12 protein-coding genes are annotated in these 12683 nt (G+C 60.4%); 7 read left to right on the top strand and 5 right to left on the bottom strand.

From position 1 onward, the window contains the following. Window positions 1-31 precede the first annotated feature (31 nt). Window positions 32-2032, top strand: a complete 2001-nt coding sequence (locus tag JNO51_RS02310) for a methyl-accepting chemotaxis protein (RefSeq protein ID WP_215780883.1) — start codon at window positions 32-34, stop codon at window positions 2030-2032. Window positions 2033-2134: 102 nt separating this feature from the next. Here JNO51_RS02310 and JNO51_RS02315 read toward each other — a convergent pair whose 3' ends face one another. Next, entirely contained in the window at window positions 2135-3001 is an 867-nt protein-coding gene (locus JNO51_RS02315; RefSeq protein ID WP_215780885.1) for a YicC/YloC family endoribonuclease, read from the bottom strand. A 168-nt stretch (window positions 3002-3169) separates the two neighbouring features. Here JNO51_RS02315 and rph point away from each other — a divergent pair, with 168 nt between their 5' ends. Further along, window positions 3170-3892, top strand: coding sequence for a ribonuclease PH (rph, locus tag JNO51_RS02320; RefSeq protein WP_215780887.1), 723 nt, complete (start codon window positions 3170-3172; stop codon window positions 3890-3892). Window positions 3893-3927: 35 nt separating this feature from the next. On the opposite strand, the gene JNO51_RS02325 is transcribed toward rph, so the two are convergent. From JNO51_RS02325 to rstA, 4 genes are all read right to left on the bottom strand, one after another. Beyond that, window positions 3928-4731, bottom strand: a complete 804-nt coding sequence (locus JNO51_RS02325) for a serine protease (RefSeq protein ID WP_215780889.1) — start codon at window positions 4729-4731, stop codon at window positions 3928-3930. Between the two features lie 48 nt (window positions 4732-4779). Further along, window positions 4780-4962, bottom strand: a complete 183-nt coding sequence (locus tag JNO51_RS02330; RefSeq protein WP_215780892.1) for a hypothetical protein — start codon at window positions 4960-4962, stop codon at window positions 4780-4782. A 68-nt stretch (window positions 4963-5030) separates the two neighbouring features. Further along, window positions 5031-6371, bottom strand: coding sequence for a two-component system sensor histidine kinase RstB (rstB, locus tag JNO51_RS02335; RefSeq protein ID WP_215780894.1), 1341 nt, complete (start codon window positions 6369-6371; stop codon window positions 5031-5033). A gap of 7 nt (window positions 6372-6378) precedes the next feature. Then, a complete protein-coding gene (gene rstA, locus JNO51_RS02340; RefSeq protein WP_215780896.1) occupies window positions 6379-7095 on the bottom strand; it encodes a two-component system response regulator RstA in 717 nt (238 codons plus the stop codon). Between the two features lie 646 nt (window positions 7096-7741). Here rstA and cyoA point away from each other — a divergent pair. Genes cyoA through cyoE form a run of 5 tightly spaced genes read left to right on the top strand, consistent with a single transcriptional unit; the run spans window position 7742 to window position 12580 of the window. Continuing rightward, the gene (gene cyoA, locus JNO51_RS02345; RefSeq protein WP_215780899.1) at window positions 7742-8680 is read left to right on the top strand and encodes a ubiquinol oxidase subunit II; all 939 of its coding nucleotides are present in this window, start codon (window positions 7742-7744) and stop codon (window positions 8678-8680) included. Continuing rightward, the gene (cyoB, locus tag JNO51_RS02350) at window positions 8680-10725 is read left to right on the top strand and encodes a cytochrome o ubiquinol oxidase subunit I (protein WP_215780901.1); all 2046 of its coding nucleotides are present in this window, start codon (window positions 8680-8682) and stop codon (window positions 10723-10725) included. Before cyoA ends, cyoB begins: the two co-directional genes overlap by 1 nt. A gap of 12 nt (window positions 10726-10737) precedes the next feature. Continuing rightward, on the top strand, window positions 10738-11346 hold the full coding sequence (gene cyoC / locus JNO51_RS02355) for a cytochrome o ubiquinol oxidase subunit III (protein ID WP_215780903.1): 609 nt from the start codon (window positions 10738-10740) through the stop codon (window positions 11344-11346). Further along, on the top strand, window positions 11346-11675 hold the full coding sequence (cyoD, locus tag JNO51_RS02360; RefSeq protein WP_215780905.1) for a cytochrome o ubiquinol oxidase subunit IV: 330 nt from the start codon (window positions 11346-11348) through the stop codon (window positions 11673-11675). The genes cyoC and cyoD overlap by 1 nt, the downstream gene beginning before the upstream one ends. 11 nt (window positions 11676-11686) lie before the next feature. Continuing rightward, window positions 11687-12580 carry a heme o synthase gene (gene cyoE / locus JNO51_RS02365; protein WP_215780907.1) on the top strand — a complete coding sequence of 298 codons (894 nt, stop codon included), beginning with the start codon at window positions 11687-11689 and terminating at the stop codon, window positions 12578-12580. The last annotated feature ends 103 nt before the right edge of the window (window positions 12581-12683 follow it).

Consider the following 12683-nt stretch of genomic DNA (forward strand, 5'->3'; position numbering starts at 1 on the left):
TCACGCGGATAACTATGCTCGGGGGAATACCATGCTCAGCCACCTTTCACTGCGCCTGCGTGTCAGCATCACCGCGGTGGCCTGTCTGTTTGCCGGTCTGACGGTCGTCGCCGGCGTGATTGCCTGGCAAAGTCGCAGCAGTGTCCGTGCCGAAGCGATGGAAAATGCCCGCACTCTGGCGCGGGCACAGGCTGCTGAAGTGACGGCCATGTTCAATACCACCCTGGCCGATGTGCATAGTCTGCGGGATGCGCTGGTCGGCATGAAGGCAGCGGGACAGGGGCCGAGCCGTGAACAGATCAATGCCATCATGGCGGAGATGCTGCGTCAGAACCCCGATGTCCTCGCTTTCAGCAATATGTGGGAGCCGAATGCCCTGGATGGCCGGGATGCCGAGTACGTCAACAAGAAGCCTGAGCATGACAAAACCGGTCGTTTCCTGCCCTACTGGAACCGTGGTAGCGGCCAGATTGCCGTCGAGCCGCTGGTCGATTATGACAAGGCCGGGCTGAACGACTGGTACGAGATTCCGCGGCAGACCATGAAGGACTCGATGATCGAGCCCTATCTCTACAAGGTCAACGGCAAGGATGTGCTGATGACCTCGCTGATGACGCCGATGATCGTCAACAACCGTTTCCTCGGCGTGACGGGCGCGGATTATCCGCTGGCCTCGCTGCAGGAGAAGCTCGGCAAGCTGCATCCTTTTGGCGAGGGGCAGGTGGTGCTTTACTCCAATGGTGCCCTGTACGCCACCAGTCCGGATGCCTCTCTGCTGGGCAAGGCGGCCAAGACCCTGCCCGCCGAGGCCGTGCAGGCCATCAAGGCAGGTCAGCCCTATGAATTCGAGTCGGACGGGGTCGCTTATCTGTTCGCGCCATTCTCCATTGGCAATGGCGGGACGCCCTGGTCGCTCAGTGTCAGCTTCCCGATGTCGGCAGTCATGGGACCCGCCAATCAGGTGGTGATGAGTGCCATTGTGGTCTCGCTGGTGATTCTGCTGCTGGTCGCCGTACTGTTGGTGTCGCTGATCAGCCGTGCCACCCGGCCTCTGATGACGCTCAATCAGGCCATGAGTCAGTTTGCCAACGGCTCCGGCGATCTGACTCAGCGTCTGGAGGTCAGGGGAGGGGACGAGATTGGCCGGATCGCGGCCTCGTTCAATGCCTTTGCCGATCTGATTCAGGGGCTGATCACGGATATTCGCCAGCGGGCGCGTACGGTCGAGCAGGAGGGAACGCGCCTGGGAGAAGTGGCCGAGTCTGTCGAGCATGGCTCGCAAAAACAGAGCCAGGGTTCACGTTCTGCCTCCGAGGCGATCAAGGCGCTGACCGAAAGCATTGGCCTGGTGGCCAATAGTGCCAGGGAGGTCGACCAGGCGGCGCAGGATACCGATGAGTTGTCGCGTGATGCCGCCGAGCGCATGCGCGTCAACGCGGCCCTGATTGCCGGCATCGACCAGTCGATGCAGGACGTGAAGGATCGGGTGGTCAAGCTCAATGACAGCGCCCGCGAGATCAACTCGATTGCCGATGTGATCAAGGAAATTGCGGCGCAGACCAATCTGCTGGCCTTGAATGCGGCCATCGAGGCCGCACGTGCCGGCGAGCAAGGGCGCGGTTTTGCCGTGGTGGCCGATGAAGTGCGCAAACTGGCCGAGCGCACCACGCAGGCAACCTTGCAGATTGCCGACATGCTGGCTGGCGTGCAGGGCGATACCGAAAGTGCGGTGCGTGGGGTGGATGAGGCGAATGACCGTGTCGATCAGAGCGTCGCGGGGTCGCGCGAGGTCGCGGATGCCGTCGAGGCGATCCAGCAGCACATCCGCATCGTGGCCAGCCAGATTGCCGAAATCGCCCGGGCAACCTCGGATCAGTCTCACTCCAGCCGGGAAATTGCCCGTCATGTGGAAAATATCTCGACCACCGCCGAGGAAAACGAGTCCGCGGTCAGCGAGTCGCATCAACTGGCTCAGCGGGTGCGCAACGAGGCGCGCGAACTGCTGGGGCAGGTCGATCGCTACAGGGTTTGAGGCGACTGCCTCGCAAGCAAGAACGGGGTCAGGTCTTTCATTTTGCATCAGGACGCAAAATGAAAGACCTGACCCCGTTCGCGTTCGACAGGATGTAACGGCTTACTCGATGTTTTGAATCTGCTCGCGCATTTGTTCAATGAGCACCTTCAGCTCGACCGAAGCCTGCGTGGTTTCAGCCGACACCGACTTGGAGCCCAGGGTATTGGCTTCGCGGTTCAGCTCCTGCATCAGGAAGTCCAGGCGCTTGCCGGCCTGGCCGTCCGCCTTGAGAATGCGGCGTACTTCGGTCAGGTGAGTGGTCAGGCGCGACAGTTCTTCATCGACATCGATTTTCTGGGCAAACAGGGCGAACTCCTGCTTGATCCGGTCATCGTCGATATTGCCCAGCGCCTCACGCAGTCTGCCCGACAGCTTGGCCATATAGGCATCGAGAATCTGCGGCAGCTTGGGTTTGACCGCCGCGACAATGCTCTCCATGCCGGCCACACGCTCAAGCAGCAGCGTCTTGAGTTTGTCACCTTCGCGCTCACGCGAGGCATTGAAGTCCGCCAGGACGGCGGCCAGGCCTTCCAGACACAGCTGCTGCAGTACCTCCGGCGCCAACTGGTTGGATTTCAGCACGCCAGGCCAGCGCATCATCTCGCCAACGGACAGGCCCTTGCTTTCCTGAGCCAGGGCGCGGACTTCGCCTGCAACGTTTAGCAGGGTCTGCAGGTATTCTGTGTTGATTTCCAGCATCGGTGCGGTGCTGTCGAGCTGGTTGAGGCCGACACGGCATTCCAGCTTGCCGCGCGATACCTTGCCGGAAATCAGTTCGCGCATCTGTGGTTCGATGATGCGCAGCTCTTCCGGCAGACGCATCTGAATGTCGAGGTAGCGATGGTTGACCGCGCGCAGTTCGAGGGTCAGCATTCCACCGGGGAATTCCCGGTTGGTCGAGGCAAAGCCTGTCATACTCAAAATCATTTCGGGCTCCCGTTCAGGGGTTGGACTAAGAATCAGGTCAGGCCCGAATGGCTTGAGTAACAGGAAGCAATCCGGGCTTGAGCACTATAGCAAGCCCCCGTACCCGACTCAATCCGCTTGCAGCGTGCCAGCGGTATAATCCATTTCATTTTTTGATAGAGATACACCATGAAGAGATCTGCCGACCGTTCCGCGGCCACCTTGCGTCCGGTGCGCCTGACCCGCCATTTCACCCGCCATGCGGAAGGCTCGGTGCTGGTCGAGTTTGGGGATACCCGGGTGATCTGTACCGCCAGTGTCGAGGAGGGGGTACCCGGTTTTCTCAAGGGTAAGGGGCAGGGCTGGGTGACGGCGGAATATGGCATGTTGCCGCGCTCGACCGGCAGCCGCATGCGGCGCGAAGCCGCGGCGGGCAAGCAGTCTGGGCGTACACAGGAAATTCAGCGTCTGATCGGTCGCTCGCTGCGGGCCGTCATCGATCTGGGCAAGTTGGGCGAGCGCCAGATCGTGATCGATTGCGACGTGATCCAGGCCGATGGCGGGACGCGTACCGCGAGCATTACCGGTGCCTACGTGGCCCTGGCGGATGCCGTTGCCGGTCTGCTGCGCGACGGTAAGTTGCAGGAAAACCCTTTGCGTGACCATGTGGCAGCGGTGTCGGTGGGCATTGTCGACGGACAGGCCTTGCTGGATCTGGATTACGTCGAGGATTCAGGCTGCGAAACGGACATGAATGTGGTGATGACCGGCAGTGGCCGTTTCATTGAAGTGCAGGGCACGGCAGAAGGCGAGCCCTTCAGCCGGGCGGAAATGGATCAGTTGCTGGATCTGGCAGGGCAGGGGATCGCCGAACTGATCGCTCTGCAAAAGCAGGCTCTGGCTCAAGCGTAAGACCGAAACAACACGGGCGCCGCGGCGCCCGTGATTCATTTCTTCTGGATGAAGCGCTGCAGCGAGTTGTAGAACACCGGCGCGGTCAGCGACATATTGTCCGCACGGTAGCGATCGCTGGCATTGGGGGCCGAGCTCTGGATGGCGATGACCACGGTCTTGCCGTCAATGGTTGCCAGCATGGGCGAGCCACTGTCCCCCGGCAGGGTGTCACAGCGGTGTCCCAGGCGGCCGTCGCGATGCAGGTCGGTGGCCAGGCAGCTCTTGTGCGCCATCATCACCCCCTGGGTATCTTCCGGATAGCCGACATGCACCATGCGCTTGTTGATTTTGGCCAGCGCCTTGCTCAGATCGGCGCGGGAGCCGCCGAAGACCGGCAGGTAGCCATAGGTGTTGCCCAGCGGTTCCGCCAGGCGGACAAAGGCATAGTCATAGCGCGCCACACTTTCCGGCACATATACGCCATCGCGCTTGTGGATCAGGCCGCGCAGCAGTTGCCGGTTGACCATGACCTTGGTGATGGCGACTCGCTTGGCGTACTGCTCACCCTTCAGACCGATGGTAAAGTCCTGCGCCGGATCGAGTTGACCGCGCGCGCTGACGAAGCAGTGGCCTGCCGTCAGTGCGACGTCGGGAGCGACCAGTGTCGCGGTACACTGCAAGCCGCCCATGGTCTGCAGGCGACCGATGGTCTGCCAGGGCATGCCCGAAGGGCCGACGGCGACACGATCGTCCTTGCCGAAAAACAGGGTGAGCTGTTCGCGAGTGAGTTTATGGGCGGCGACAGGCAGGCTGCTTGTCATTGCTGCCAATGCCAGACCCAGTAAACGCAATTTCATGCAGAACTCCGAAACAGGTAAGCATGGCGGTCGCCATGCGCAGCAATCTTATTTGGCGGCGGATGCCGTCGGATGGATCCTGGCGGGTTTGGCCGCCGGCGGACTCTTGACGGCACGATGCTTGGCCGTGGTGCGGTGAATCGGTACCGGTGCAGAGGTCTCGTCAGCCATGACCGACAAGGACAGGGCAGCCAACATGATGGTCGCCGTCAGGACGTGTCTTTTTTTCATCGGGCAGAATCCTCTCGTGAAGGACTGCCGGTTTCCCTGCGGGAGACGCGGCATGGTGAAGAATCATGCTAATCACCACCCGGTGGAGCGTCTAGGCGCTGTTTGTTTCCCCGTGTAACTGAATGTAAAAGCAGTCCTTCCGGCCAACTGAAAATGAAACGAGCGCCGCCTTCCGGCGAGGTGTCGATACGGACCTGGCCGCGGTGTGCACGGGCAATGCGCTCGACAATGGCCAGGCCCAGGCCATGTCCGCCCGTGCTGCGGTGGCGGCTGCTGTCGAGCCGGACGAAAGGCGAGAACACCCGTTCGCGGTCTTCCGGTGCGATGCCCGGACCGTCATCATCCACCACCAGAATATGCTGACCGTTTTCCAGTCGCAGCGAGACGCGCACCAGGGTGTTGGTATAGCGGCGCGCATTGGAGAGCAGGTTGTCCACGACGCGGGTCAGCAGGTGCTGATCGGCGGTAATGGCCTCGGCGCCCGCTGCCAGCGCCTGCCGCTGCCATTGCAGTTGCGGGGCCAGTGCGACCTGGGCGGCGACGCGATCATCCAGCCAGCTGGCGGCATCAAAGGTGCTGGGGGTGAGCGGGGCTTCCGGACGGTCCAGCTTGGCGTGCAGCAGCAGCTCTTCGATGAGTTTGTCGATTTCCTCCAGGTCTCGCACCATGGCCTGATGCGCCGGCGAGTCGGCATCGTCCATCAGCTCCAGCCGATAGCGCAGACGGGCCAGCGGGGTGCGCAGCTCATGAGCCACGGCATTGGTCAGTGCCTTCTTGCTGGCCAGCAGTTCGGCGATGCTGTCGGCCATGCGGTTGAAGGCCTGGCCGACCCGGCGTACGCCAGAACTCTCCGGCAGGCGGGCCCGCGCGGAAAAATGGCCGTGCGCCAGCCGGGTGGCGGTCTGCTCCAGCGTCATCAGATCGCGCCAGTGGGGGCGCATCCAGAACAGCACAGGGAAGGCCAGGGACAGGCCGATCAGCACCAGCAGGGCATAGTCGAACCATTTCAGCTGATGCAGGAAGAACAGATAGCGCAGCGGTCCGGCGACCAGCACATAGTCGCTGTTTTCGATCTTTTGCAGGAACAGGTAGTTGTTTTCCAGCATGACGATCTCGCCGCGCGCCAGGGCGGCACGCGAGGCATCGTCGAGGTCGTAGGCACTCTCGCGTTCCAGTTTGACGTGGAAAGTAAAGCGGTGGTCGTCCTGCGACAGCTTCTCCAGCCACAGTTCCTGCGGCACGCCGCGCAGCTCGGTTTCGATCAGCGACAGCGTGGTACGAAGCAGGTCGGAAAGATAGCGCTCCCCGACCTTGTCCACCGCCTGCTTGTAGACCACGCCGACCAGAATCACCGCCACCAGAAAGCAGCCGATCAGCAGCAGGTAAAACTGGATGAACAACTTGCGCATCGGGCGCTTACTCCCAGCCGGACAGCGAGAACAGGTAGCCCTTGTTGCGCACGGTCTTGATGCGGAAAGGCTCGTTGGGATTGTCGCCGAGTTTCTTGCGCAGGCGCGAGATGGCGACGTCGATGCTGCGGTCCAGTCCGTCGTAGCTCACGCCTCGCAGGGCCTTGAGCAAGGTTTCGCGCTTCTGGATTTCGCCGGCATGACTGGCCAGCAGCCACAGCAGGTCGAAGTCGGAGGTCGACAGGACGATCTGCTCTCCGTCTAACCAGACATCGCGATTGACCGGGTCAATGGTCAGTTGGCCAAAGATGCGCTTCTGCGGCAGCTTGGCCGACGATTCCGGCTGTGGGGCGGCGTGACTGCCGACATTGCGCAGCTGGGCGCGCAGGCGGGCCACCAGGACCGAGGGCGGGGTGGTCTTGAGGATGTAGTCGTTGGCGCCCAGTTCCAGACCGAGAATCTGGTTCATGTCGCTGTCGAGCGAGGTCAGCATGACGATCGGGCCATGAAACACCGGACGCAGCTCGCGGCAGATCGACAGTCCGTCCTTGCCGGGCAGCATGATGTCCAGCAAGACCAGGTCGGGTTGCTCGCGCTGAATGGTGTCCATGGCCGTATCGCCGCGCGGGTCGACCACCACTTCCATTTCATGGCGGGACAGGAAGTCGCTGATCAGGCCGGAGAGCTCCGGGTCATCCTCGACAAACACCACGCGGTAAGCCATTGCGGTACTCCATTCATTGCAAACCTCGCAAGTATCGCGCGTGTCACGGGGCGGCTCAACTATTGTCCGGTAATTCATGCGAATTGCATGACTGGAATGCCTGGTGAGTGGCCTCTGGCGGGAGGGGACGGATGAAGAGATCTCAGGTGCAGTGATGCAACATGGCGGGAAAATAAATATGTAACAAAATGCAACCGGAGGAATTTTTTGTCGGACAGCACCGCAAAGCCTTGTGGTGCTTATTCTTTTGTAAGAATATTGTCGTTGATGCAGGTCAATAATCCTGCGGATTGTGCGGGTTTTTCTGCTGCGGCACACTTGCCCGTGCTTGATAAGACTAGTTCGAACTGACTTAATACGCGGCAACCGTCGTTTATAGCATGGCAGTGTCAAATGGGGAAAGTGGCTTTCCCGCGCTGCCGGACTGCAAGCCTGCACGTGGTGGATATCCCGCGGCGTAGCAGGCACAAGGCGCAAAGACGCCTGAGAAACGGATAACAAGAACATGTGGCAACCGCCCCCTGCGGCGTCGGTTGCCCAGCTCCTGGGAAGCAAACAGCAAAGCCCCGCGATGGCGTCAGGTATGGCGCGCCGGGCTCTTTGCCCCTGCGCGTCAAAAGTTTTTTTTAACCTGTGAAGTCGCAAGATGAGAAACTGTAGACCCTCCCGCCTGGTGCGGTGGCTCTCGCCGTTTTTGCTGGCGCTGCTCTCCGGCTGTCAAGGCGGTATCCTTGACCCGAAGGGACAGATCGCCGCAGACGAGAAGTCGCTGATCATCACGGCAACCCTGCTGATGCTGCTGGTTGTGGTTCCGGTCATCGTCATGACCCTGGTGTTTGCCTGGAAGTATCGCGCCAGCAATACCAACGCCACTTACACGCCGAAATGGGCACACTCCACCAAGATCGAAGTCGTGGTGTGGCTGATCCCGATCATCATTGTTTCCTTCCTGGCGGTGCTGACCTGGCATACCACCCACAAGCTCGATCCCTATCGTGCCCTGGATTCCGACAAGAAGCCGGTGCGCATCGAGGTTGTGGCCCTGAACTGGAAATGGCTGTTCATCTATCCTGATCTGAACATCGCCACGGTCAACCAGATCGCCTTTCCCAAGGACGTGCCGGTCGACTTCCGCATCACCTCCGACACGGTGATGAACTCGTTCTTCATTCCGCAGTTGGGTGGCCAGATCTACGCCATGGCCGGCATGCAGACCCAGTTGCACCTGATTGCCAACGAGGCGGGTACCTACAAGGGCTTCTCTTCCAATTACAGCGGTGCCGGTTTCTCCGGCATGAAGTTCAACGCGATTGCCACCGCGACGCCGGCCGAATTCGAGCAATGGGTGGCGTCGGTACGTGCCGCCGGCAAGCCGCTCGATACCGGGGCCTACCTCAAGCTGGCCAGTCCGAGTGAGAACAATGCCGTCGCCTACTACGCCGATCCGACCCCGCGTCTGTTTGATGCCATCGTTCACAAGTACATGGCGGGCCGGACCTCGCTGGCGCTGACGGAAGAAGATATCAAGCTGGCCGCACTGACCAAGAGTCTGTGTGCGCCCGCCGCTGCAAGGAGTGTGAATTGATGTTGCTCGGCAAACTGACTCTCGATGCCATTCCGTACCACGAACCCATCATCATGGGGGCGTTGTCCGGTGCCGGCCTGATCGGCCTGATCATTGCCGCCCTGATTACCAAGTTCGGCAAGTGGGGCTACCTGTGGAAAGAGTGGCTGACTTCGGTCGACCACAAGAAGATCGGCGTGATGTACATCATCGTGGCGCTGATCATGCTGCTGCGCGGCTTTGCCGATGCGCTGATGATGCGTACCCAGCTGGCGCTGGCCACCAATGGCCACATGGGGATCTTCCCGCCCGAGCACTATGACCAGATCTTCACCGCCCACGGCGTGATCATGATCATTTTCATGGCCATGCCCTTCATGACCGGGCTGATGAACATCGTGGTGCCGCTGCAGATCGGTGCGCGCGACGTGGCTTTCCCCTTTCTCAATTCGCTCAGCTTCTGGTTGCTGACCTCGGCGGTCATCCTGGTCAACCTGTCGCTGGGGGTGGGCAACTTTGCCCGTACCGGCTGGGTCGCCTATCCGCCCTTGTCCGAACTGGGCTTCAGCCCGGACGTCGGGGTCGACTATTACACCTGGGCGCTGCAAATCTCGGGGATCGGCACGACGCTGACCGCGATCAACTTCCTGGTGACCGTCATCAAGATGCGTGCCCCGGGCATGAAGCTGATGCAGATGCCGATCTTTACCTGGACCTGCACCTGGGCCAACGTGCTGATCGTGGCCTCGTTCCCGATCCTGACCGGTGCGCTGGCCATGCTGTCGCTCGACCGTTACCTCGACTTCCACTTCTTCACCAGTGAAGCCGGTGGCAATGCCATGATGTACCTGAACCTTTTCTGGGCCTGGGGTCACCCCGAGGTCTACATTCTGGTTCTGCCGGCCTTCGGGATTTTCTCCGAAGTGGTGTCGACTTTCACCGGCAAGCGTCTGTTCGGTCATACCTCGATGATTATTGCCAGCGGCGTGATCTCGGTGCTGGGTTTCATGGTGTGGCTGCACCACTTCTTCACCATGGGATCCGGTGCCAACGTCAATGCCTTCTTCGGCATTGCCACCATGGTGATTTCGGTGCCGACCGGCGTGAAGCTGTTCAACTGGCTGTTTACCATTTACCGCGGTCGTCTGCGTTTCGAAACGCCGATCTTCTGGACGCTGGGTTTCATGGTGACGTTCTCGATCGGTGGGATGACCGGTGTGCTGATGGCGGTCCCGGGCGCGGACTTCATGCTGCACAACAGCCTGTTCCTGATTGCCCATTTCCATAACACCATCATTGGCGGGGCCGTGTTCGGCTACCTGGCCGGCTTTACCTTCTGGTTCCCCAAGGTGTTCGGCTTCAAGCTGAATGAAAAGCTGGGCAAGGCGGCCTTCTGGTTCTGGCAGTCCGGTTTCTACTTCGCCTTCATGCCGCTGTATGTGCTGGGCTTCCTCGGCATGACCCGCCGTCTGAACCATACTGACAATCCTGCCTGGACGCCCTGGCTGTACCTGGCTTGCGTGGGTGCCGCGCTGATCGCCATCGGCATTGGCTGCCAGTTGCTGCAGATTGCTGTCAGCCTGCGTGACCGCAAGAAGCACGTCGATGTCAGTGGTGACCCGTGGAATGGCCATACCCTCGAATGGTCGACTTCGTCGCCGCCCCCGTTCTACAACTTTGCCAAGTTGCCGGTGGTGCACGATATCGACGCCTTTACCGACATGAAGGAAAAGGGCGTGGCCTATGCGGTACCGCAAAGCTATGAGCCGATTCACATGCCCAAGAACACCGCTGTCGGTGTGGCCATCGGCGGGTTTACCACGCTGCTCGGCTTTGCCCTGATCTGGCATATCTGGTGGCTGGCCGTGCTTGGCCTGGTCGGTATTGTCGGCAGCATGCTCACGCGCGCCTTCGACGATGATCTCGACTACTACGTGCAACCGGCGGAAATCGAAGCCATCGAACGGGCCCGTTTCGAGCGTATGGGCATCGAGGTGGCTGCCGGCCACCCGGGCGATGCCGCCAAGAAACCGTCCAGCGGCGTCGAGCCGGCGACTCTGGCCTGAGGGGGATCAAGCATGACGAGTTATGTAAATCAGGCGCATGGTCACGACGACCACGCGCATCATGATGGCGGCGAGCAAAAGGTGCTCGGTTTCTGGTTCTACCTGATGACCGACTGCATCCTGTTCGCCACCGCATTTGCGTCTTATGCCGTGCTGTATCGCAATACTGCCGGCGGTGTTTCCGGCAAGGACATTTTCGAGCTGCCTTATGTGCTGCTGGAAACCGCTGCGCTGCTGTTCTCCAGCATCACCTACGGTTTTGCCATGATTGCCGGCCACAAGGGCAGCAAGCAGGGCGTACTGGGCTGGCTGGCCGTCACTTTCCTGTTCGGTGCCATGTTCATCGGCATGGAAGTCAATGAGTTCCATCACCTGATCAGTGAAGGTAACGGCCCGAACGTCAGCGCCTTCCTGTCCTCGTTCTTCGGCCTGGTCGGCCTGCATGGCCTGCACGTGACCGCTGGTCTGCTGTGGATGAGCGTGATGATGTTCGAAGTGGTCAAAACCGGTCTGACCAGTCGCGCCATGACGCGCCTGAACTGCCTGAGCCTGTTCTGGCACTTCCTCGACATTGTCTGGATCTGCGTCTTTACCGTGGTGTATCTGAAAGGAGTCCTGTGATGAGTCAAGCGCATGCACATGCCGCCGACCATGGCAGCGTCAAGAGCTATCTGACCGGCTTTGTCCTGTCGGTGATTCTGACGGCGATCCCGTTCTGGATCGTGATGAGCGGGGCGTTCACCCGTCAGGCCGCCACCATGGCGATCTTCGCTTTTGCCGTGGTGCAGATCCTGGTGCATCTGAAGTATTTCCTGCACCTGCATTTCCGCACCCCGGAAGGCAAGCTCAACACCTTCTCGTTCATCTTTACCGCCATGATCATCGTCATGCTGGTCGGCCTGTCGGTGTGGATCATCACCAGCGCCGACGTGCTGATGATGCGTGGTTGAGCGAGGCTGTGTTGAAGCTCAAACGATACTGGCAGGTGGTGAAGCCGGGCATTATCTTCGGCAACCTGATCTCGGCCGCCGGCGGTTTTCTGCTGGCGGCGCAGGGACGGGTTGACGGGGCGCTGCTGCTGGCGACCCTCATGGGGCTGTCGCTGGTGGTGGCCTCCGGCTGCGCCTTCAATAACTGCATCGACAGTGATATCGACAGCAAGATGGCCCGTACCTGCCAGCGTGTGCTGGTGACCGGTGCCATGAGCCGCAGGGCGGCACTGGCGCATGGTCTGGTCCTCGGGCTGTCCGGCTTTGCCTTGCTGTGGTTTGGCGCCAACCCGCTGGCCTTTGCCTGTGCCCTGTTCGGCTTCGTCATCTATGTCGGGGTCTACAGCCTGTACATGAAGCGCCACTCGGTATATGGCACGCTGGTCGGCAGCTTGTCCGGTGCCGTGCCGCCGGTGGCGGGCTACTGTGCCGTCACCGGCCGTTTCGACAGTGGCGCCCTGATCTTGCTGGCGATGTTCAGCCTGTGGCAGATGCCGCACTCCTACGCGATTGCCATCTTCCGCTTTCAGGATTATCAGGCGGCGCGCATCCCGGTGCTGCCGGTGGTCAAGGGGGTGGATCATGCCAAGCAACAGATCGTGCTCTATATCATGGCCTTCGCCGTGGCGACCATCATGCTGGCCGTCGGTGGTTATGCCGGCTATGGCTACCTGGCGGTGGCCTGTGCCACCAGTCTGTGGTGGCTGAAGATGGCACTGGGTGGTTATCGCCAGCAAGTGGACGAGCGCCTCTGGGCCCGCAAGGTGTTTTTCTTCTCGATCATCACCATCACGGCGCTGTCCTTCATGATGGCGGTTGATTTCCAGAGCCCGGTGCTGGCGTCCCATTCGCTGCTGCTGAGCTGAGCCGGAACGTTTCACTTCTGAACCCCTGTGCGGACACAGGGGTTTTTTGTTTTGTGCTGTCGACAGATTCTGCGACTCAGGCCGACTAAAGTTCATTGATCAG

It is taken from the genome of Paludibacterium sp. B53371, assembly GCF_018802765.1.
Classification (GTDB): domain Bacteria; phylum Pseudomonadota; class Gammaproteobacteria; order Burkholderiales; family Chromobacteriaceae; genus Paludibacterium.